The 18,346-nt window shown below is 58.6% G+C and carries 19 protein-coding genes; 11 read left to right on the forward strand and 8 right to left on the reverse strand.

All coding sequences use genetic code 11. The features are described from left to right. Positions 1–19 precede the first annotated feature (19 nt). Positions 20–625: a DUF1109 domain-containing protein gene (locus tag B5527_RS07955; protein ID WP_276329316.1), complete on the reverse strand. Its 606-nt coding sequence runs from the start codon at positions 623–625 to the stop codon at positions 20–22. A 435-nt stretch (positions 626–1,060) separates the two neighbouring features. Between B5527_RS07955 and B5527_RS07960 the strand changes: the two genes are divergently transcribed. From B5527_RS07960 to B5527_RS07975, 4 genes are all read left to right on the forward strand, one after another. Continuing rightward, positions 1,061–1,615 (forward strand): sigma-70 family RNA polymerase sigma factor, encoded by a 555-nt coding sequence (locus B5527_RS07960; RefSeq protein ID WP_079607147.1) that lies wholly within the window; start codon positions 1,061–1,063, stop codon positions 1,613–1,615. Between the two features lie 684 nt (positions 1,616–2,299). Continuing rightward, positions 2,300–2,692 carry a thioredoxin family protein gene (locus tag B5527_RS07965; protein ID WP_079607148.1) on the forward strand — a complete coding sequence of 131 codons (393 nt, stop codon included), beginning with the start codon at positions 2,300–2,302 and terminating at the stop codon, positions 2,690–2,692. A gap of 7 nt (positions 2,693–2,699) precedes the next feature. After that, positions 2,700–3,422: a cytochrome c biogenesis CcdA family protein gene (locus tag B5527_RS07970; RefSeq protein ID WP_079600807.1), complete on the forward strand. Its 723-nt coding sequence runs from the start codon at positions 2,700–2,702 to the stop codon at positions 3,420–3,422. 24 nt (positions 3,423–3,446) lie between these two features. After that, the gene (locus B5527_RS07975) at positions 3,447–3,782 is read left to right on the forward strand and encodes a DUF302 domain-containing protein (RefSeq protein WP_079600808.1); all 336 of its coding nucleotides are present in this window, start codon (positions 3,447–3,449) and stop codon (positions 3,780–3,782) included. A gap of 44 nt (positions 3,783–3,826) precedes the next feature. On the opposite strand, the gene B5527_RS07980 is transcribed toward B5527_RS07975, so the two are convergent. Together B5527_RS07980 and B5527_RS07985 are read right to left on the reverse strand one after the other, a co-directional pair. Then, complete coding sequence (locus tag B5527_RS07980) at positions 3,827–5,938, reverse strand: protein-disulfide reductase DsbD family protein (RefSeq protein ID WP_079600809.1); 2,112 nt, start codon at positions 5,936–5,938, stop codon at positions 3,827–3,829. Between the two features lie 142 nt (positions 5,939–6,080). Continuing rightward, positions 6,081–6,785, reverse strand: a complete 705-nt coding sequence (locus tag B5527_RS07985) for a DUF1223 domain-containing protein (RefSeq protein ID WP_079600810.1) — start codon at positions 6,783–6,785, stop codon at positions 6,081–6,083. A gap of 796 nt (positions 6,786–7,581) precedes the next feature. Between B5527_RS07985 and B5527_RS07990 the strand changes: the two genes are divergently transcribed. Next, on the forward strand, positions 7,582–9,087 hold the full coding sequence (locus B5527_RS07990; RefSeq protein WP_079600811.1) for an amidase: 1,506 nt from the start codon (positions 7,582–7,584) through the stop codon (positions 9,085–9,087). A 61-nt stretch (positions 9,088–9,148) separates the two neighbouring features. On the opposite strand, the gene B5527_RS07995 is transcribed toward B5527_RS07990, so the two are convergent. After that, the gene (locus B5527_RS07995) at positions 9,149–9,862 is read right to left on the reverse strand and encodes a TetR/AcrR family transcriptional regulator (RefSeq protein ID WP_338065096.1); all 714 of its coding nucleotides are present in this window, start codon (positions 9,860–9,862) and stop codon (positions 9,149–9,151) included. Between the two features lie 163 nt (positions 9,863–10,025). On the opposite strand from B5527_RS07995, the gene B5527_RS08000 reads away from it, so the two are divergent. After that, positions 10,026–11,015 carry an alpha/beta fold hydrolase gene (locus tag B5527_RS08000; protein WP_079600812.1) on the forward strand — a complete coding sequence of 330 codons (990 nt, stop codon included), beginning with the start codon at positions 10,026–10,028 and terminating at the stop codon, positions 11,013–11,015. Then, complete coding sequence (locus B5527_RS08005) at positions 11,012–11,413, forward strand: hypothetical protein (RefSeq protein WP_079600813.1); 402 nt, start codon at positions 11,012–11,014, stop codon at positions 11,411–11,413. The genes B5527_RS08000 and B5527_RS08005 overlap by 4 nt, the downstream gene beginning before the upstream one ends. Before the next feature lie 57 nt (positions 11,414–11,470). Here B5527_RS08005 and B5527_RS08010 read toward each other — a convergent pair whose 3' ends face one another. Continuing rightward, positions 11,471–12,175, reverse strand: coding sequence for a glutathione binding-like protein (locus tag B5527_RS08010; RefSeq protein ID WP_079600814.1), 705 nt, complete (start codon positions 12,173–12,175; stop codon positions 11,471–11,473). A 140-nt stretch (positions 12,176–12,315) separates the two neighbouring features. On the opposite strand from B5527_RS08010, the gene B5527_RS08015 reads away from it, so the two are divergent. From B5527_RS08015 to B5527_RS08030, 4 genes are read left to right on the forward strand one after another with little or no spacing between them, the layout of a single operon-like run. Then, positions 12,316–13,350 carry a DMT family transporter gene (locus B5527_RS08015; RefSeq protein WP_197689281.1) on the forward strand — a complete coding sequence of 345 codons (1,035 nt, stop codon included), beginning with the start codon at positions 12,316–12,318 and terminating at the stop codon, positions 13,348–13,350. After that, complete coding sequence (locus B5527_RS08020; RefSeq protein ID WP_079600815.1) at positions 13,347–14,054, forward strand: glutathione S-transferase family protein; 708 nt, start codon at positions 13,347–13,349, stop codon at positions 14,052–14,054. Before B5527_RS08015 ends, B5527_RS08020 begins: the two co-directional genes overlap by 4 nt. A gap of 51 nt (positions 14,055–14,105) precedes the next feature. Beyond that, positions 14,106–14,912, forward strand: coding sequence for an SDR family NAD(P)-dependent oxidoreductase (locus tag B5527_RS08025; protein ID WP_079600816.1), 807 nt, complete (start codon positions 14,106–14,108; stop codon positions 14,910–14,912). Beyond that, positions 14,913–15,533 carry a glutathione S-transferase family protein gene (locus tag B5527_RS08030; protein ID WP_079600817.1) on the forward strand — a complete coding sequence of 207 codons (621 nt, stop codon included), beginning with the start codon at positions 14,913–14,915 and terminating at the stop codon, positions 15,531–15,533. A 79-nt stretch (positions 15,534–15,612) separates the two neighbouring features. Here the strand turns inward: B5527_RS08030 and B5527_RS08035 are convergent, their stop codons facing one another. From B5527_RS08035 to B5527_RS08045, 3 genes are read right to left on the reverse strand one after another with little or no spacing between them, the layout of a single operon-like run. Next, the gene (locus tag B5527_RS08035) at positions 15,613–16,374 is read right to left on the reverse strand and encodes a 2-keto-4-pentenoate hydratase (RefSeq protein WP_079600818.1); all 762 of its coding nucleotides are present in this window, start codon (positions 16,372–16,374) and stop codon (positions 15,613–15,615) included. A gap of 3 nt (positions 16,375–16,377) precedes the next feature. Continuing rightward, positions 16,378–17,472 (reverse strand): enolase C-terminal domain-like protein, encoded by a 1,095-nt coding sequence (locus B5527_RS08040; RefSeq protein WP_079600819.1) that lies wholly within the window; start codon positions 17,470–17,472, stop codon positions 16,378–16,380. A gap of 46 nt (positions 17,473–17,518) precedes the next feature. Next, positions 17,519–18,265 (reverse strand): haloacid dehalogenase type II, encoded by a 747-nt coding sequence (locus B5527_RS08045; protein ID WP_079600820.1) that lies wholly within the window; start codon positions 18,263–18,265, stop codon positions 17,519–17,521. Between the last annotated feature and the right edge of the window lie 81 nt (positions 18,266–18,346).

An 18,346-nucleotide genomic window follows, 5' to 3' on the forward strand; every position in this document is an offset into this window, starting at 1 on the left:
GGCCTCTTGCAGAGCGGCTCTACCACCGAAGAAATCGAAGTCCGCAGAGGTAGCCGAGGGTCACCACGGCGCTGGTTGCAAGGGGATACCAGGTTATGACGAATAGCGGGCTGTCGTCCGTGCAGTTCGTCGCGTAGAATGTCGCGGCTATGCCGCTCGCCGCAAGGCCAGCAAGTGCTCCTGTCAAACCCGGCCTGGTGGGAGCGCCTTCCCGCAAGGCCAAGATGAGGCAGGCCAGGGGACCAAGGGAAAGAATCTGAATTAACGTCACGCAATTGCGCGCGTTCGAACCGATGATCGTCCTGACCCAGTGAGATGACGGAATCACCATGATTTCGACGAGAGCTGCTGTCACCAAAACCACCGGCGCGATCGCCAGCCCCCATCCCGACAGGCCAAACGTTGCTCCTGGCCGGGCTGCGCGCAGGATGGCCGCCGTAGCAGTCATGACGAGCGGTAAGGTTACCGCGAACTTCAGCAAAAATCGTGTGGTTTCCATTGCGTACATGATGTCGGAACGGAATCCGACCGCGCCAAAAAACATGATCCCCGCGATGATGTTGCCGGCCGTCATTGCCAGTCCGACAGACCGCTCGAGCTTCCGCCCGACCGGAACGTCCTGCACCAGGGATGAGCATTTCAGTCTTCACATCAGCTCTCCAAGCACTACCGCTTGCAACCCGCGAGATGCAGGTTGGAATTCTGCAGTACTCTATTATCCCCTTTCGTTTTCTGCGCCCGAAGTGTTACGCCGAGCAACAGTAAGGCGCCGCCAATTCGCAAGGGAACCTCGTGCGTCCGCGAGACGGTTACGAGGAATTTCCGCTGTTTCCCCAAAAGCGGCCGCGCGATCTTGCTTTCTAGAGCGTACGGTCTAAATTGCGCAGGCTGGCCGACGGCAGTTCCCAGACGGAATTTGGATATGATTACGGGAGTTTGATGAGTTTGGCAGTTTTGGAGGCATCGGCGGTTTCTTCGATCGGTAAGCTGCTGCCAGGACTTGACTGATCGACGCGCGCACATATTGAAGAAGGAAATGCAGCTCCGGAAAGAAACACGCGTGGAATTTGGTTCGCGCGAGGAGCGATGGGCGGCATGGATGCGCGCGGCGATTGGCGGGGACGCTTCCGCTTACCGGCAATTTCTCGAATCCTTCACGCCATTCCTTCGGGGAGCCGCGGCGAAGCGTTGTTCGCAGCTCGGAATTTCGAGATCCGAAGTTGAGGACATCGTCCAGAATGTCCTATTCGCGATGCACCTCAAACGCGGCACTTGGGATCAATCGCGTCCGATCGGACCCTGGCTGGCGGCGATCGTTCGGAACAAGGTGATCGATGCCTTCCGCAGCCGCGGACGGAGAATCGATATTCCCATCGAGAGCGTTATCGAGACGCTGGCTTCGACCGACCCGGAGGCGGATTCTGAAGGTCATAGCGTTCGGCGGATGCTCGCAAGCCTGAAAGACGTCCAGCGATCCATTGTGATGTCCATTTCAGTCCAGGGCGAGAGTGTAACGCAGACAGCGAAGCGCCTCGGCATGTCCGAGGGAGCCGTTCGCGTGGCGCTGCATCGCGCCCTGAAATCGCTGGCGGCACTCTATCGCGATAAGATCTAAGAACGATGGGCATGCTTGGCGGCAACGTAGGCGCGCTAATTAAAATTGATGATCGGCGCGCATGCCACGAGCGGTCGCTGGCGGCGAATCATTTGCAATAGTGACCCAATTTCTATTGTATTAGCTAGCTGCGGCCTGCGGGGGCGGACAATCCGTGCCCCTCATAACGTTCTGGTGCAAGGGACGGTGAAACCACGGTGTCGTGAGCGTTTCGGAATTGCTGAGTTATCACCGCACTATTCACTCTATGTGGGTGACGTACGTGGTGATACTCGGTTGCTCCAGCGATCTGAAATGAAGATGCCGAAACTAGCGTCGCACCGAGAATGACTAGAATTGCCTTTCGCATCGTAATCTCTCTCTATCAGGCACTTTCTTGCCAGGCGGACGCGCCTCGCTTATGCGTCTCGTGGGAGGTACGATGGGCGATACAGATAATTACACCTCAGTGATCACGAAGCGGCGAGCAGACATCGTTCAAAGGAATTCCTCCGAACAGATAGCCGTGCTGCATTAGGCATTGGTTAGCGAAGTTGGACAAGCCTGGAGGGTTGGCGCGGCTTCTAATTTGGTACTGTTGGCCGGTTGGAACCTCTCACGATTATTTTCTGGACCCCGTAACGTTTGGGCATTTTCGCTCGAATTGCAATGTGGGCGTGTTCTAATCTGTTCGAGGTGCCAGCAATGCCAAAGAAGCTGATTTCCGTTCTGTCTGCCGTTGTCGTCATGTCCGCAGTCGCGTTTGGAGCGCGCGCGGCAGAAAAGCTGAATTACGATGCCAAGTCCTTCGCAACAGCGCAGGCTGCCGGAAAACCCATTCTGGTTGAAATTCACGCAACGTGGTGTCCGACATGCAAGGCGCAAGCACCGATCCTGAGTGATCTTGAAAAGCAGGATAAATTCAAGAATTTGATGGTCTTTCGGGTGGACTTCGATTCCCAAAAAGATGCGGTCAAAGCTTTCGGAGCCCAAATGCAGAGCACGCTGATTACGTTCAAGGGCTCCCAGGAGACGGGCCGCTCAGTTGGAGATACGAACCCCAGTTCGATTGCAGCCTTGCTCGATAAGACGACTTGAGGCACGGATGTCGATTGTTGGCTTGGGACTCGCGTTTCTAGCGGGCCTACTTTCAATCCTGTCACCCTGCGTGCTGCCGTTGCTGCCGATTGTACTAGGCGCGGCTGCTTCGGAGCACAGGTGGGGACCGGTCGCGCTTGCCGGCGGGGTCTCCCTGTCCTTTATCGCCATAGGGTTGTTCGTTGCTACAATCGGTTTTGCGCTGGGGTATGATGGTGGCTGGTTCCGAGACATTGCCGCTGTCGGGATGATCTTGATTGGTGCAGTCCTGCTCGTGCCTCCATTTCAGATGCGCGTCGCGGTTGTTGGTGGACCCATTAGTGACTGGGTCGACCAGCGTTCTGGCAGCTTTTCGAAGTCAGGGCTGGGTGGTCAGTTCGGCGTAGGTCTCCTTCTTGGGGCGGCGTGGAGCCCCTGCGTGGGACCAACACTTGGTGCAGCATCCGTTTTTGCGGCACAAGGTAAGAATCTTGGCGCTGTGGCTTTGACGATGCTGACTTTTGGTCTTGGCGCCGGGTTACCCCTTGTGCTGCTTGGCACGATGTCTCGTGAGCTCCTGTTGCGCTGGCGTGGCGGCATGTCGGCTACCAGCAAAGCAATGAAACAAGCCCTCGGACTGTTCCTGATCGCAATAGGGCTGTTGGTCGTAACGGGTTTCGACAGATCATTGGAAGCCGGGCTCGTTGAAATGTCTCCGCAGTGGTTGACGAACATTACGACTCGTTTTTGAGGGTGGCAGGGTAATACCCCGCTGATGGCCACATTTTTTCATATCCAGCGGCACGGGAGAAACAATCGCAAAGTTGACAAAGATCCTGATCGTAGCATTCTGCCGAGAACGGTCATCATTTTCGGCAACCCCAAAGCGGGGACGCTTCCGATGACAAAGAGCGCTACCCTGGCAATCGATCTGCCGATGAAGGCGCTCGTCTGGCAGGACAATCAGGACCGGGTCCGGCTCACGTATAATACTAGCGAATACAACGCGAAATATGTGTTGCCGAGACATGGTCTTTATGCCTCCGACGACGCATCGAAAGCTCTTGAAAACTACCTGACCGATGCAGCTGAACGAAGTACTATTAATTGACAAGGCTGGGAAGCACCGATCTCGAGCCCATTCGACGGGGCACATTATCGCGACTTGGAATCCGCTGATTTGCGGTCGTAGTCGTGGATTGACGCTCGATCTATCGCATTCAAGAGAACATTCGTAGTCAGCAGCTCGGGAAGAGCTTCGCCCTGCGGCAGTTTAGGTCCGTATACCACGTCGAGAGGGATACCATATCGCGCGAAGCGATGCAGATAGTTTGCGATGTGGGGATCAGGCCGGCTCCAGTCGGCGCGCATTCTTATGACGTGTGATTGCTTAAGCCGCGAACGAACCTCCGCGTTCTCCAGGACCCTCAAGTCGTTGACCTTGCAGGTCAGGCACCACGTGGCAGTGACATCCACCAGTACGGTGTTGCCGTCGGCGATAAGCCCAGCTAGTGCATCCAAATTGAACACCTGCCACTCTTGTCCCGCCGCCGCTTGCGAAACTGGGCCAACCGCGGACAAACTGACGACAATGGGTACGACGGCTAGTGCGGCAGTGATCCATCCGGAACTGCGCGACGCAGGGGCGGCAATCTGGCCTTTGACCGGGGCACTGATCGAGGCTCGGTAACCGAGCAAGCACGCGAGCAAAACGGTCGTGATCGCCGCCATCCACGCACCCGCTATGCTCCAGAGCACGAAGATCAGCCAGACCCCCGTCCCCAACATCAAGATGCCGAGAAACTTTCGCACAACAAGCATCCACGGGCCCGGACGTGGAAGCCAACGAACGCAGCCAGGAAACAACGCGGCCATCCAATAGGGCAGCGCCATTCCGATGCCGAGACACAGGAAGATTACAAAGATTTCGGACGGCCCGCGCGCCAATGCGAAGCCCACGGCTGTTCCGACGAACGGCGCGGAGCAAGGCGTGGCCAGCAAAGTTGCGAACACGCCAGCGAGGAAAGCCTCGAGCATGGGTCCGCTGGCCCGCTTGGACGCTATGGTCGCTATCGAACTTGGCAAGCCGATCGGAAGCCACTCAAAGAAGCTCGCTGCGAACAAGACCGTCAGCACCGCCATGCCCGCCAGGAACCATGGCTGCTGAAACTGTATGCCCCAGCCGAGTGTTGCGCCCGACCATTTTAGTCCGACCAATGAAGCGGCCAGCAGCAGGAAGGTAATCATGATGCCGGAAGCCGTTGCTGCTGAACCTAATCGAACATCGCGCAAGCCACCGCCTGTCTGTCGGGTGAATGCAAAAAGCTTGATCGAAAGCACTGGAAGCACGCAAGGCATGAGATTGAGGATGAGGCCTCCCAGGACGGCTGAAAGCAGTGCGGCGAAAAATGCCGAACTATGCTCGCCGGTCGTTGTGCCGGTGGGCCCCTTGAATTCGGCGCCCCGATTTTCGTCGACTAGTGTTAATGTCAACGGACGGTCAGGCGGTGGCAACGCAGCGAGTCGAACAGTCAGACGGGCAGTCTTACCTGCGTCCTGCAGCTCGACCTTCGGCGCCGGCGGAATTCCATTCCCGGCGCCCTCGACAAAAAGGTCGGGCCGCACAAACGCCTCAACCTTGCTCTGCAGGTCGACCACCAGGGTTGGCTCTGATGCGGTGCCCGCGTACCGAGTGCGGATGACATCAATCCCCGCGGCTTCCGTCGAACCCGGCACACTTTTTCGGGCCGAGTCGATCAACACGGACTCGGCAGAAGGCCCCCCGGCTCCGGTTGGCAACGGCAGAGCGAGTTCAGCCTCAAGGGGTACGCAGATTTCCGAACACGCGGCGTACTCGATCGACGCTTTGACTCGGGCCGAGGTGTGAGCTTGTTTTAGATGTAATTTGACCGGAAGAACCACGTCGTTTTCGTAGACGCTGTTCTGCAATTCATCGATGACGAGACGATGTGGAGCAGGCCAGGAAGTTTCAGCTCCTGAGATATTTTCTGAAGCAGACCAGTCGACCGTTGGTGGGATGCCCGCGTCTCCCGGGGTTCGCCAATAACCGTGCCACCCCTTGGCAAACCGGAATTCCAAGCCTGCTTCGAGGGTTGAATCGGCAGCGATATTATCCGTCGCTGTGATCAGGCGCACCACCGCCTGGCTGTCCCCCACCCAATTGGTGGCAGCCGCACGGGCGCTGCCGGTCCACATTAATAAGCCGACCGACAGCACAACGAGAGCACGGAGGTGAGCGAGAACCATGATGCATCCAGGACAGTATCGATGTCAGTCTACGATGCCGTCGAGTGACGGCCGGTAGCCTCCAGCAAGCGCGTTCGAATTTCACGTTCGCGATGAAGGCAGCCGGGCCGGTTCGTAGACCAATGGGGAAAACGTCAGGTGATCAGGTCGAGCCGTCCGTCAGTCGGGAAGCTCCAATGATCTGGCCATCAGGCGCTTCGAGCACAACAGCGACGTCCTGCCCTTCGGGAAACCGCTCGCTGATCTGGAGAGCGGCTCCCGACCATTGGCCGACCGAGCGGATCGATCTGACGATGTTCGCCTCTTGCAATGTCCTACCGCCGTTTTCTCCGCGGCCAATCGCTGTGGTATGGTCGTGATCAAAGCCGATGAGAAGGATCTTGCCGGAGCCGCTGCCGGAGCCGACCTGTATGGAAACCTGTTCCCCGCCGCTCTTCGTGACGCTAACCGCCGCGGCGGTGCGACTTTCGCGTTTCGCTTTTTCGATGGCTGATCCGACATCCCGGCGGTGCGAGCCGACGAGCCCGGCAGCGCCATCGACGACGATCTCCGGCGTATAAGATCCATCGCCAAAACGGTGGCCATATTGGTCCTGGCGCTGCGTGGCTGCTTGCAGCGAATACGGGTCCTTCCATCCCAGACGGTCCCAATAAGTGACGTGGAAGGCGAGCGCCAAGACGTCTCGCCGATCCCTGGATAGTTCGTTTACGTAAGCGTTCGCCGGTGGGCAGGATGAGCATCCTTGCGAGGTGTACAGCTCCACGACGACAGGTCGTTCTGCGGCAATGGCGGCGGCAGGATACAAACCCGCGATGAGGCCGAGTGAAGTCATCAGACGCGACAGCATGGCAATCCTCCAGTGTTGGGTTCATCCGTATTCGCAATCACGGGCCGCTTTGTTACACTTGATTGCCGTCGGGAGTGTCTCTTGAGCGGGAGCGTTAGCGGAGATTTTGGTCGGATTTCCTAAATTTGCCTGCCTGGAGGGCTATCGGGCGCGTCCTGCGGGTGCACAACGAACAACAAGGCAGTCTTCACACGAAATCTTGAAAATGCCGTGCCTCTAGGTTTCGCAAACGACGCCAAGAGTCCGCCGCACAGAGTGACCCGTGCACCTCTGAGCCGCGCAGAACATCCCTACAAATCTTGCAACAGACGCTGCTCCCGCCAGCGCAACGACGTCGTTTAGCGGCATCCAGCCTCAACGCGGCCTCCTGGGCATCTCGTCGCAGCAGGCCTTCGTCGAGAGTTAGGAGCTTGCCGTCATGAAACATGATGCGGCCGCCGATCATCACGGTGTGGACCGATGAGCGATGCTTGTCCCGAGCACTTGGCGAATATCGGCATAAGCGACCTTGCCCGTCGCGTCCGATTCGAGAATCGACGGAAACGCTTTCTTTTCTTTGCACCGTTTCGTCCGAAGTACATTCTTAGCGCGACCACCTCTTTGATGCTATCGATCGACCGCGCAATCCCATCAGCTTAATGACCTTGTCTTCAACCTCGATCAAGTGCCATTGCATAATAGTAAAATCCGATATCGATCATTCGTATAACTAATTATGCGGCTGAGTTGCCGCTGTGTAAAAGCTTTAGACAGCATTGGTGAAGAAGCGGGCGATTGGAAGGCAATGTGAGGCTTCATGACGGTCCGTCGTCCGAACGTAGGGGAATTGCAACAGGCCGCGCGCGAACTCGGCCTGAATCTGAGTGACGCCGATGCCGTGTCGTTTCATGGCCTGATGCAGGGTCAACTCGACGCCTACGACCTCGTAGACGACATGGTCGCGCCGTTGCCCGAAGTGAAGTATCCGCGGACGCTTGGAGTACGCCCTCAGCCGGAAGACAATCCCTACGGCGCGTGGGCGGTGAAGAGCCGCATTCAAGGGGCGCGGCGCGGCAAGCTCACCGGAAAGCGGGTGGCAATCAAGGACAACGTCTGTGTTGCCGGCGTGCCGATGATGAACGGCGCGTCGATTCTGGAAGGCTATGTGCCGGAGATGGACGCCACTATCGTGACGCGAATGCTCGACGAAGGCGCGGATATTCTCGGCAAGTCGGTCTGCGAGTACTACTGCGCCTCCGGCGGCAGTCACACGTCAGCCAACGGCGTTGTCGAGAATCCAGTTGTGCCGGGTCACAACGCGGGCGGTTCGTCGTCGGGCTCGACAGCTCTGGTAATGGCAAATCTGGTGGATATGGCGACCGGCGGCGATCAGGGCGGCTCGATCCGGATTCCCGCCTCCTATTGCGGAGCGGTCGGATTGAAGCCGACGCACGGGCTGGTCCCCTATACAGGCATCTTCGCCGTTGAACTCACGGTTGATCACGCCGGTCCGATCACTCGCACCGTCGCCGACAACGCGCTGATGCTCGAGGTCATGGCGGGTCCTGATCATTTGGACCCACGGCAGTCCGGTGCGCCGGCGCAACCTTACACGCAAGCGCTCGCGAAAGGCGTCGCCGGTCTGCGCATCGGCGTGGTGCCGGAAGGATTCGGCCTGCTGGGCGCGGAGGCCGAAGTCGACAAGCGCGTGCGTGAAGCGGCCGAGCGCCTGGCCCACACCGGCGCGCATGTCCATGACACCTCAGTCCCGCTTCATGCCGCGGGCGCGGCGATCTGGACGCCGATCTTCCTCGAAGGCGCGACCGATCTCATGATGCGCGGTAACGCTTACGGCACCAATATGAAGGGTGTATTTCTTGAAAGCCTGCTGGATGCCCACGCGCGCTGGCGCGATCGCGCCGACGAGCTATCAGAGACGTTGAAACTCGGCATCCTGACCGGTCACTACATGTCGTCGCGTAACCGGGGGCGCTATTACGGCAAGGCGCAGAATCTCAATCGATTGTTGACGGCGGATTACAACAGGGCGCTCGGTGAGGTCGATCTGTTGCTGATGCCGACGACGCCGATGGCGACAACACCGTTGCCGGGCCCGAACGCGAGCCGCGAAGAGATCATCGGCCGCGCGTTCGAGATGGTCGCCAACACGGCGCCGACCTGCGTGACCGGGCATCCCGCGATTTCCGTTCCCGTGGGCAAGACATTGGATGGCCGCCCGATCGGAGCGATGCTGATTGCGCGTCATCTCGATGAGATGACGCTTTATCGCGCCGCCGCGGCGTTGGAAGCCTGTTATCGGTGATGGGGCGATCACACTGTGCCGCTAATTGGAAACCCAGGGCTTAATGAACCGGAATGGAAAACTACCTACCAACTCGCCCTGCTTTGTGAGGGCGCTTCGTTGGAACGGGGTTGTCGAGCAACGCAAACACCGGTCTCACCAGACCCTCCAGCAGCTTGCGGTCAGGTCGAGCACGCGCAAGCACGCGAATGCCAAGTAAAACACCCGAAAGAAGTCTGGCGAGGTCCTCCGCCGATTGAGCATGCGGAATGGTCCCGTCATGCTGGCCCGAGGTGACGCATCGAAGAAAAAACGATTCGACCTCGCTCAGGAACGTTGCCACGATCTGCCGGAGTTTCTCGTCATGCGGCGCGATTTCGAGCGCGGAGTTGACCAGCAAGCAACCCAGCCGCCGTTTGTCGTTCAAGGATCGTTTGATGATTTCCTGCAGGAACGCGACGATCGCATCCCGCGGGGGAAGGCTGTGCTCAAGACGCCGGATGCGCTCGCGGAAGGTCTGGTCGAGATAGCGATTGAGCGAGCGCTCGAAGAGGGCTCGCTTGTCGCCGAATGCATTATACAGGCTGGCCCCGGCAATGCCCATCTCGTCGGCCAAGTCGCGCACAGAGGTGGCCTCATAACCGTGAAGCCAGAATTGCCGGATCGCCGCGTCAAGCACTGCTGCTTCGTCAAACTCTCGCGGCCTTGCCATGATCTTTAACGCCTTTCCATTCACCGCATCCGCATCGGTTATACACAGGGAACAACCCAATACCATCTGGCGCGACCGCTTCAAAAGGCAATATCTCACTTCCGCTGCTATTCTGATACTTTGGCCCGCGCTCCGGACGCACGCCGAGCCTAACCACGGATGTTGAAGATGCCGTTTTTGGGCTTTGAAGAAGCCGTCTTTTATTATAGATCAGGTGATCTATAATAATCTAGGCTGTTTCATTCCGATGTCCAGGCGCCAGCAGGGCAAAAAACCGCCGAACAATATTGCGGGAGGGATCGTGACAATCCAAGCTGACAATGTGCTGCCAGCCGCAGTTCGCGGGCAATGGCCGTATGCGCCGCGCTTTGCTAACGTCAATGGCTGGCGGATGCACTACATTGACGAGGGTGAGGGCGATCCGGTTGTGCTCTTGCACGGCAACCCGACGTGGGGATTCCTGTACCGCGATATCATCGGTCCTCTTGTCAAGTCCGGACGGCGGGTGATCGTCCCTGACATGATCGGTTTCGGTCTGTCGGAGAAGCCTGTTCGTGAACAGGATCACTCGCTCGACGGCCATACGGCCAATCTGACTGCGCTCATGCGGCAACTCAACCTGTCGAAAATCACGCTGGTTTGTCACGACTGGGGCGGACCGACCGGCCTGTCGTTTGCGATGAGCAACCCAAGCCGTATTCGCGCGCTCACCATCATGAGCACGTGGGCATGGCCGCTGCCTCCCGCCGAATTTCATACGCGCATCTTTCCCTGGCGCATGATGCATGCGCCGCTTGTGGGTCCGTATTTTCTTGGCCGTCACAAGGCGCTGGCGGGCCGTGGCGTCTATCTTTCAGTCGTCGATCGCGAGAAATTTGCCCGCACGGCGCAGGCGGCCTACGAGGGCGTACTACCGGACCCTGCAACCCGGCTACTGACATGGGTTTGGCCCCGTTGGATTCCGCTGGATCAGGATGCGCGGGCCTATCAGCGCTTCAAATGGCTCGAGCAAGAACTGTCGCAGTCAAAGTTTCCCACCATGATCATCTGGGGCCGTGAGGACGAGGTCTTCGACGCCGCGACCTTCTCGAGCCGCTTCAAGCAGATGATTCCGCACGCCGATGGTCCGTATCTGGTGACGGGTCGTCATTTCCTGCAAGAGGACTCCGCTCTTGAAATTGCGGATCTGATCCGGTCGTTTCTTGACCGGCTCGACAAGAGGGAGGCGGCGCAATGACGGATGTAACAGTCATCGGAAAAGCGGATCTGAATGGCAAGCGACTGGCCTTCGGCCTGGCGGAAGATCGTATCGGGCATTACCCGGAATTCCGCGATTTCTTTATCCGCATATTCGGTCTCGATCACAAAGGGCTTGCCGAGCCCGGTTTCGTTCGCGCCCCGTCCGGAATTGTCTACATGCTCATCTTCATCGGCCGCAGTGGCGAGCCCTTCCCATCTGGCGTCGAAATCAGCGCAGTCGTCGACGCGCTTGAACCGATCGATAGCGACACGTTGGACCGGGACCTTTGGGCTATTTTGCGGTGGATGATCGGCGGTGTCGGTGGTGCCTGGACCGTCGAGGATTTCGACCGAACCGGACGTCTTTATCGGGTAGCCGCTGCGCCATCGAACTAACGGCGCCGGCGGGTTAGCCAAACCCGGCCTTCGGCTCCCACCGCGGGCAGAACCGAACTATCGCTTGGCCGATGTCGCCGCGGTCTGTCCGAATAGAATTTTCTTGCCTTCCTCGGTGACAGCGGGCCGATTTGAATAGGGCTCGCCCACAGCGTAGGCTCGGATCGTAGCCGGCCGCGTACGAAGGGTGTCAAACCAGCGGCGGAGATTCGGGAAATCGTCCAGATTCTGCTGCTGCCGTTTCCATGGCACGACCCAAGGATAAGCCGCCATATCGGCGATTGTATAATCCGATCCCGCGATGAATTCGCGCCCGTTCAGCCTTCGATCGAGCACGCCATACAAGCGGTTCGTCTCGTTGACGTATCGATTGATAGCGTAGGGAATCTTGTCCGGCGCATAAATACCGAAGTGATGATTCTGGCCGGCCATCGGGCCGAGGCCGCCCATTTGCCAGAACAGCCACTCCATGGCGGTCTTGCGACCGCGAACACCGGTCGGCAGGAAGCGCCCGGTCTTTTCTGCGAGATAGGTGAGAATGGCGCCGGATTCGAAAACGGTTATCGACTCGCCCCCGTCGGCAGGGCTGGAATCGGTGATTGCAGGCATCCTGTTGTTCGGCGAGAACGCAAGGAACTCTGGCTTGAACTGATCGCCGGCACTGATATCGACCGGATGAATCCGATAGCCGAGTCCGGCCTCTTCAAGAAAGATCGTGATCTTGTGCCCGTTCGGCGTCGGCCAGTAGTACAGTTCAATCATTTGCGGCTCCTTCCGAATGTGCGCCGGCCCATCGATTCATCGTGGCCGTGAGTTCCGATGCAGGCCTGCAACGTCCGCGCTTCTTTCAGTCACAAAAGCGTGCAGTTGCCAGAAACTTCCAATGATGCAATATAGAACGAATGATCCAAAATGAAAAGAGCGGGATCGTTCAGTCTCTGCCAATGTCGACGAATGCCAATCGTCATCCGATGAACCCAACTGTGATCGAAATGACAAAGCCTGCCCTGGGATCAAGCCAATCCAGTTTGAGGACGATTGCGCCGGGATTTGCCTGGGCCGGCCTGTCGGTCGCTATCCTCTCCGGCTGGTTCGTCGTCACGCGTGTCGGCTTCAGGCATGCCCTCAACGTCTGGGATGTCACTGGGCTGCGCTTCGGTGAAGGGGCCATTCTGCTGACCCCGACACTGCTGGTTGGTCCGTCGCGGCTGCCGATCCGCGCATGGACTCAAGGGATAGCACTCGCCACTCTGTGGGGCGCGCCTTTCATTCTGCTCGTCGGTATCGGGCTTCAGCTCACATCTGCGACATTGGCGTCGTCAATTACTCCGGCATTGATGCCGATTTTCGCGGGAGCGATTGGATGGGCGATGCTGGGCGAACTGCCACGCGGGCCGCAAATATCCGGATATATCCTGATTGCAGCCGGGCTTTCGGTTCTGATTTACGGTTATGCGTTGACCGAAGGTCGCCCAAATGCAGCCGGAGTCCTGACCCTCATTGTCGCGGCGGCGATGTGGGCCGCCTATACGCTCCGCCTGCGCGGAAACGGGCTGACTCCACTTCAGGCTGCGGCATTGATCTGTTTTTGGTCGGCCGTCTTTTATGTGCCCATCTACATCGGGTTGAGCCTCTCGAATCTCCGCTACGCGTCCGGTCGAGAGCTGTTGTTTCAATCGCTCTATCAGGGCTTCATGATGAGCGTGGTCGCGATGTTCGCTTTCAACTGCGCCGTCGCATCACTTGGCCCCAGAGCCGCAGCCGCGATCGTCGCGCTGGTGCTGGTTGCTGCCACGGTGGTCGCGATCCCGGTTCTGGGCGAAGTTCCGTCATTGCCATCCGCAACCGCCGTCTGCGTCATCGCCATAGGCGTGATGCTGGCTGCTTCTTCACCTCAATCGAAACCATCACTCAAGGCAACGGGAGAAAGCGCATGATCCGTTTCTATTTCCATCCAACACCCAATCCGGCGAAAGTCGCTCTGATGCTCGAAGAGACCGGCTTGGCCTATCAGTTGATCCCGATCGACACCAGCAAGGGCGAACAGCATACGCCGGCGTTTCGCGCCGTCAATCCGAACGGCAAGGTCCCGGCCATCGTCGATACCGAAGGGCCGGGTGGCAAGGAAGCGCGGGTATTCGATTCCAGCGCCATCCTGCTTTATCTCGGCGAGAAGACGGGACGTCTGATCGGTTCACCCGCCGATAAGCCGGAATTGCTGTCATGGCTGTTTTTCATTGCGACCGGCATCGGACCATTCTCGGGACAAGCCGTTCATTTCCAGCATGCTGCTCCGGAAAAGCTTGCCTATGCAGTGAACCGCTATCGCCGTGAAATCGAACGTCATTATGAAGTGCTCGACACGCATCTCAAGGGACGAGAGTTCATTGTCGGGAAAGAGTATTCGATCGGCGACATTTCGGCGTGGGGCTGGGTGGATCGGGCACCGCGCGTATTGCCCGGCGACACTGATCCGCTGACGGCGTTTCCGAATCTGAAGCGCTGGTTCCGCGCGATCGATTCAGGGCCAGCAGTGGCGAAAGCTCGTGCGGTCGGAAAGGACCATGCCTTCAAGAAAGAGATGGACGAAGAGACACGACGCGCGCTGTTCCCGTCGAATTACGCCAAGGCGGCAAGTTGATCTTTCGATTCCGGTCTCAATAAACGTTCACAGCATCAAGCGAGTTCAAAGATGAATCTTCAGGGAAAACGGGCGCTCATCACAGGAGGATCCAGTGGCATCGGGTTTGCGATTGCCGATGCCATGTTGGCCAAAGGCGCGCAGATTGTCATCACCGGCCGGCGGCCGGATGTTCTGAGCACGGCGGCCGAACGGCTTCGCGCAGGCGGTGGGCGGGTTGACTACGTTGCCGCAGACGTCAGCACGGAGAAGGGCCGGGAAACGACGCTCAAATTTGCGCTGGAGAAGCTCGGCGGTCTCGACGTCCTGGTCAACAACGCGGGCGGCGTCAGGGCCGGCCGGCTGGAGGATACAACCGAAGCCGAGATACGGACCATGGTCGAGGTTGACCTCGTGGCACCGATCCTGCTGACGCGCGCGGCGTTGCCAAAATTGCGGGCAAGCACCAATGGTCTCGTTGTCAACATCACCTCGGGTATCGCGCTCGTTGCCGCGCCATTCTACGCAACCTACGCCGGGGTCAAGAGTGGGCTGGCGAAGTTCGGCGAATCGCTCCGCCGCGAACTGAACGGCGAAGGCGTGCATGTCATGACAGTCTACCCGGGGGCGACGGATACGCCCATGATGAGCTCGTCACGTGCCGGGCCTGAGTTGGGCTTCACGCATGAACCGGCTGCGGCGGTTGCCGATGCCGTTATCGCAGGCATTGAAGAAAACGCCTTTGAGGTCATTCGCGGCGGCGAAGCGCGCGCCAAGATGATAGTCTTGAATCGCGAGGATCCAGCGGCGCTCGACAAGCGTTTCCTTGACCTCAAGTCAGCTCTCGGCGAGGCGGTTCGCGATCATTCGGCGCTGTGAATGCTCAGGATATGGGGCCGGACTAATTCGATCAATGTTCAGAAGGTGCTCTGGTGTTGCCACGAGCTCGATCTGGATTATGAACGGATCGATGCCGGAAACAACTTCGGGGTGACCGACACCCCGGAGTATATCTCCATGAATCCGAACCGCCTCATCCCCACCATCGACGATGGCGACATTCAGCTTTGGGAATCGAACGTGATCGTTAGATATCTCGCGCAAAAGCATAGCGATGGCCGGCTCTGCCCGGCCGATATCGCAACGCGATTTGACGCAGAGCGGTGGATGGACTGGCAAGCGACTGTGTTCTGGCCCGCACTGCGCCCATTGTTCATCGCCCTGATAAGGGCGCCGCCGTCGCAGCGCGATGCGGCTGTCATTTCGAAAGGCGAAAGTCTGTCTCTGTCAGCTCTGCGGATACTCGATGCCAGGCTCTCTGACCGTACATTCCTCGCCGGCGATGCCTTTTCCATGGGCGATATTCCAGCCGCAGCGACAGTTCATCGCTGGTATGCGCTCGACATCCATCATCCTGACCTGCCGAACGTATTGCGTTGGTATGATTTGATGAAAGAGCGATCTCCTTTTCGGCGGATCGTTATGACACCAATGAGCTGAAACGCAGCCAGATCTATCCACCAAATAGCCCACGCGGTCGCCTCATCGAGGTACGATTGCGCAAAACTGCAAGGCGGAATCAAGAGATCCGACACGCCGCGTATTCGCGGTCATCGACCAAAACGATTACGTGGTCACCAGGCTTTACCGGATTCAGTCCAAGCGGCGTGCCTGCCAACACGAGGTCCCCAGGTCTCAATGAGGCGCCGAAGCGACCGAGGTCGTGGCCGAGCCATTCGATCGCCTCGGTAGCACCGCCTCTCATCGCCCACAACGCTCCGGCATCGATCGTCACACCGTTAACTACAACGGACAAGGTCCGGGCGGTCGTCCAATCCTCGAGCATCAGGGTTGCATGGCGACTAGAAATCACAGCGCCGGCGTTGATCCCGTTATTGGCGATCAGTTCTGCAAGCGTCTTCCGGGGTCCTCGAAAGACGAAGTGATGCAGTTCAATGACTGGGAAAGCCGCCTCGATTCCACCGTTCGTACCGATGCGAACGGCCATCTCACCCTCGATCGCGAGATTGGCGTACGCATTGTACTGCAGCTTTTCTCCGGAATTCCTGATCTCACTGCGGAAAAGACGTGCGTGGATCGGACCGCTCATGCCGAATTGCTCGACTACGCCGGATCCGATGCAGCCGACCTTGTATCCCACGACCGCGTCGCCGGCCTCGCAGCGCAAACGCGCGACCTCCATCTGGACGGCGTAGGCCTCGCCCAGCGTCAGCGTATCCCGTACTTCGGCGAAATAGGTTCCAGGCGTGCGCCTCTGGTAGTCGTGCCATTGCCGCACAGCCAAAGTCTCGAGGACGGAGCGGGATTGTGCGTTCGCCATCGCTTAGTCCAGTCTATATTTTGCGACGACATCGGTGTTCCAGGACAAGCCGTTGCCGGCGCGGGACGGAGTGATGGCCATGCCGTCCCTGATCTGGATTGGCTCTTGTAAAATCGAATTGGCCCAATCGACGTATTCGAGCCAATGACGGCCTGGCGTCGCAGCGAGTAGATGCGCGCTCACTTCCGGAAAAAGATGGGACGAGACTTCGCGATTGTAGGCGGCGGCAAGCCCCGCCGCCCGCTGCCAGCCGGTGACCCCGCCGATACGGTCAAGGTCAAGCATGACGTAATCCGACGCTCCAGCCGCCAGGGCCGCAGCCATCGGCGGCAGCCCTGTGAAGTTCTCGCCAATCTGTATGGGTGTCTTCGCGGCCTGCGCGATCAGCGCCATGTGCCGGTAGTCGTCATGCCGGATCGGCTCTTCAATCCAGTAGACGCCTTCGACATCGAGCGCCAATGCATACTTCACGGCGTCCGAAAACGTCAGCGCCTGATTGAAATCGACCATCAACCGCACCCGATCGGGCAGGCGGCGTCGCACTGCCTTGACGGCTGCAAGATCTTGATGAAAATCGGCTCGGCCAAGGCGCAGTTTGACAGCAGCAAATCCGCTCTCAAGCAAGGCCTCGGCCTCATCGGCCGCCGCCTCCGGCGACATCAGTCCAAGCCCATTGCTGTTGTAGGCCGGGATGGGGTGCAGGTCAGCCCCCAGATAGCTTGCAAGCGGCAACCCGGCGGACTTCGCGAGCGCGTCCCAAGCCGCCGTATCAACCGATGAAGCAACCATCGCCAGCGGACCGGTTACGCCGGGAAGCCTGAAATGACGTGAAACGCGCTGCGCGAGATCGAGCGGTGCCAACGGCAGCCCTGTAAGCGCGTCACTTAGCTCGGCGACAATCGGGACAAGTGAACGGGCAATAGACGGCAGGTAACAGAACGCATAGGCGCGCCCCTCGATGCCATCCTGGGTCAGGAGATCGACGAGCAGCAGACACGCGTTGTCGATGCTTTTTGCGCTTGTACCGAGCGGTCGCTTCATCGGCAGCGTGACGGCCGCGGCCGTGAGCGAGCGGAGTGTAAGCTTACTGTTGTTCATGGCATCTGTTCCTCTTGGAGCAGGCTAAAGCGGCCAGCGGAATCCGCTAACTCGGCATCGATGACAAGATTTCGACCAGCGCGGAGAGCCCGTTGACGCGATAGTCCGGTTCAAGGCCCAGCTCATCCATCTGCATCCGGAGTGCCCTGAACATGGTCAGCGGTGCGATGAGATCGTTTTTCTGGCAGGCTTCGGCCATGGCCTCGGGCGTCACCCGCTCGATCCACGCTACTTTCAGTCCGAACGCCTTGGCGCCGCAAGCATCGAACGGATTTGAGGACACGAACAGCACGTCGCCAGGCGCGACCCCGAGATTCGTTTCGATCAGCGTGTAGGCATCCGGGGCCGGCTTGAAGATCTGTTTGGAATCGACGCTGATCGTGGCATCCAGGATCCGGTCCAGCCCCGTATTGCCAACAAGAGAATTGAGCATATCGGTGCTGCCGTTCGACAGTATCGCGAGCTTGCGACCCTTCATCGCCGCCAGCGTTGCCTTCGCGTCGGGATAAAGATCGAGATGGGCGTATTTGCCCATGATACGCTCGAACACGCCGGGATCGTTCTTTAGCCCGAGGCATCGCAGCGTGTAGGCTAACGACTCGCGCGTGATGATCGAGAAGTCCTCATAGCGCTGCATCAGCGATCGCAGCCAGGTGTATTCCAGCTGCTTCAGACGCCAGATCTGGGTGATGATCTCGCCATATCCGGGGAAGGCTTCATCAGTGATCGCGGCTACCGATTGGATATCGTAGAGGGTGCCATAGGCATCGAAAACAACAGCTTTGATCGTCACAGGGCGCACCCTTTATCTCACGGGTTGTGGAGGAAAACCGATCGGCCGCGGTGAACCGCGGCTGACTTCTTTCAGCAAGCG

Source organism: Bradyrhizobium erythrophlei (assembly GCF_900129425.1).
Lineage (GTDB): Bacteria > Pseudomonadota > Alphaproteobacteria > Rhizobiales > Xanthobacteraceae > Bradyrhizobium > Bradyrhizobium erythrophlei_C.

Coding starts and splice junctions, on each gene's coding strand:
- B5527_RS07965 (WP_079607148.1), top strand. CDS start 2,300: ATGCCAAAGAAGCTGATTTCCGTTCTGTCTGCCGTTGTCGTCATGTCC.
- B5527_RS07970 (WP_079600807.1), top strand. CDS start 2,700: ATGTCGATTGTTGGCTTGGGACTCGCGTTTCTAGCGGGCCTACTTTCA.
- B5527_RS07975 (WP_079600808.1), top strand. CDS start 3,447: ATGGCCACATTTTTTCATATCCAGCGGCACGGGAGAAACAATCGCAAA.
- B5527_RS07980 (WP_079600809.1), bottom strand. CDS start 5,938: ATGGTTCTCGCTCACCTCCGTGCTCTCGTTGTGCTGTCGGTCGGCTTA.
- B5527_RS07985 (WP_079600810.1), bottom strand. CDS start 6,785: ATGCTGTCGCGTCTGATGACTTCACTCGGCCTCATCGCGGGTTTGTAT.
- B5527_RS07990 (WP_079600811.1), top strand. CDS start 7,582: ATGACGGTCCGTCGTCCGAACGTAGGGGAATTGCAACAGGCCGCGCGC.
- B5527_RS08000 (WP_079600812.1), top strand. CDS start 10,026: ATGTCCAGGCGCCAGCAGGGCAAAAAACCGCCGAACAATATTGCGGGA.
- B5527_RS08005 (WP_079600813.1), top strand. CDS start 11,012: ATGACGGATGTAACAGTCATCGGAAAAGCGGATCTGAATGGCAAGCGA.
- B5527_RS08010 (WP_079600814.1), bottom strand. CDS start 12,175: ATGATTGAACTGTACTACTGGCCGACGCCGAACGGGCACAAGATCACG.
- B5527_RS08015 (WP_197689281.1), top strand. CDS start 12,316: ATGATCCAAAATGAAAAGAGCGGGATCGTTCAGTCTCTGCCAATGTCG.
- B5527_RS08020 (WP_079600815.1), top strand. CDS start 13,347: ATGATCCGTTTCTATTTCCATCCAACACCCAATCCGGCGAAAGTCGCT.
- B5527_RS08025 (WP_079600816.1), top strand. CDS start 14,106: ATGAATCTTCAGGGAAAACGGGCGCTCATCACAGGAGGATCCAGTGGC.
- B5527_RS08030 (WP_079600817.1), top strand. CDS start 14,913: ATGCTCAGGATATGGGGCCGGACTAATTCGATCAATGTTCAGAAGGTG.
- B5527_RS08035 (WP_079600818.1), bottom strand. CDS start 16,374: ATGGCGAACGCACAATCCCGCTCCGTCCTCGAGACTTTGGCTGTGCGG.
- B5527_RS08040 (WP_079600819.1), bottom strand. CDS start 17,472: ATGAACAACAGTAAGCTTACACTCCGCTCGCTCACGGCCGCGGCCGTC.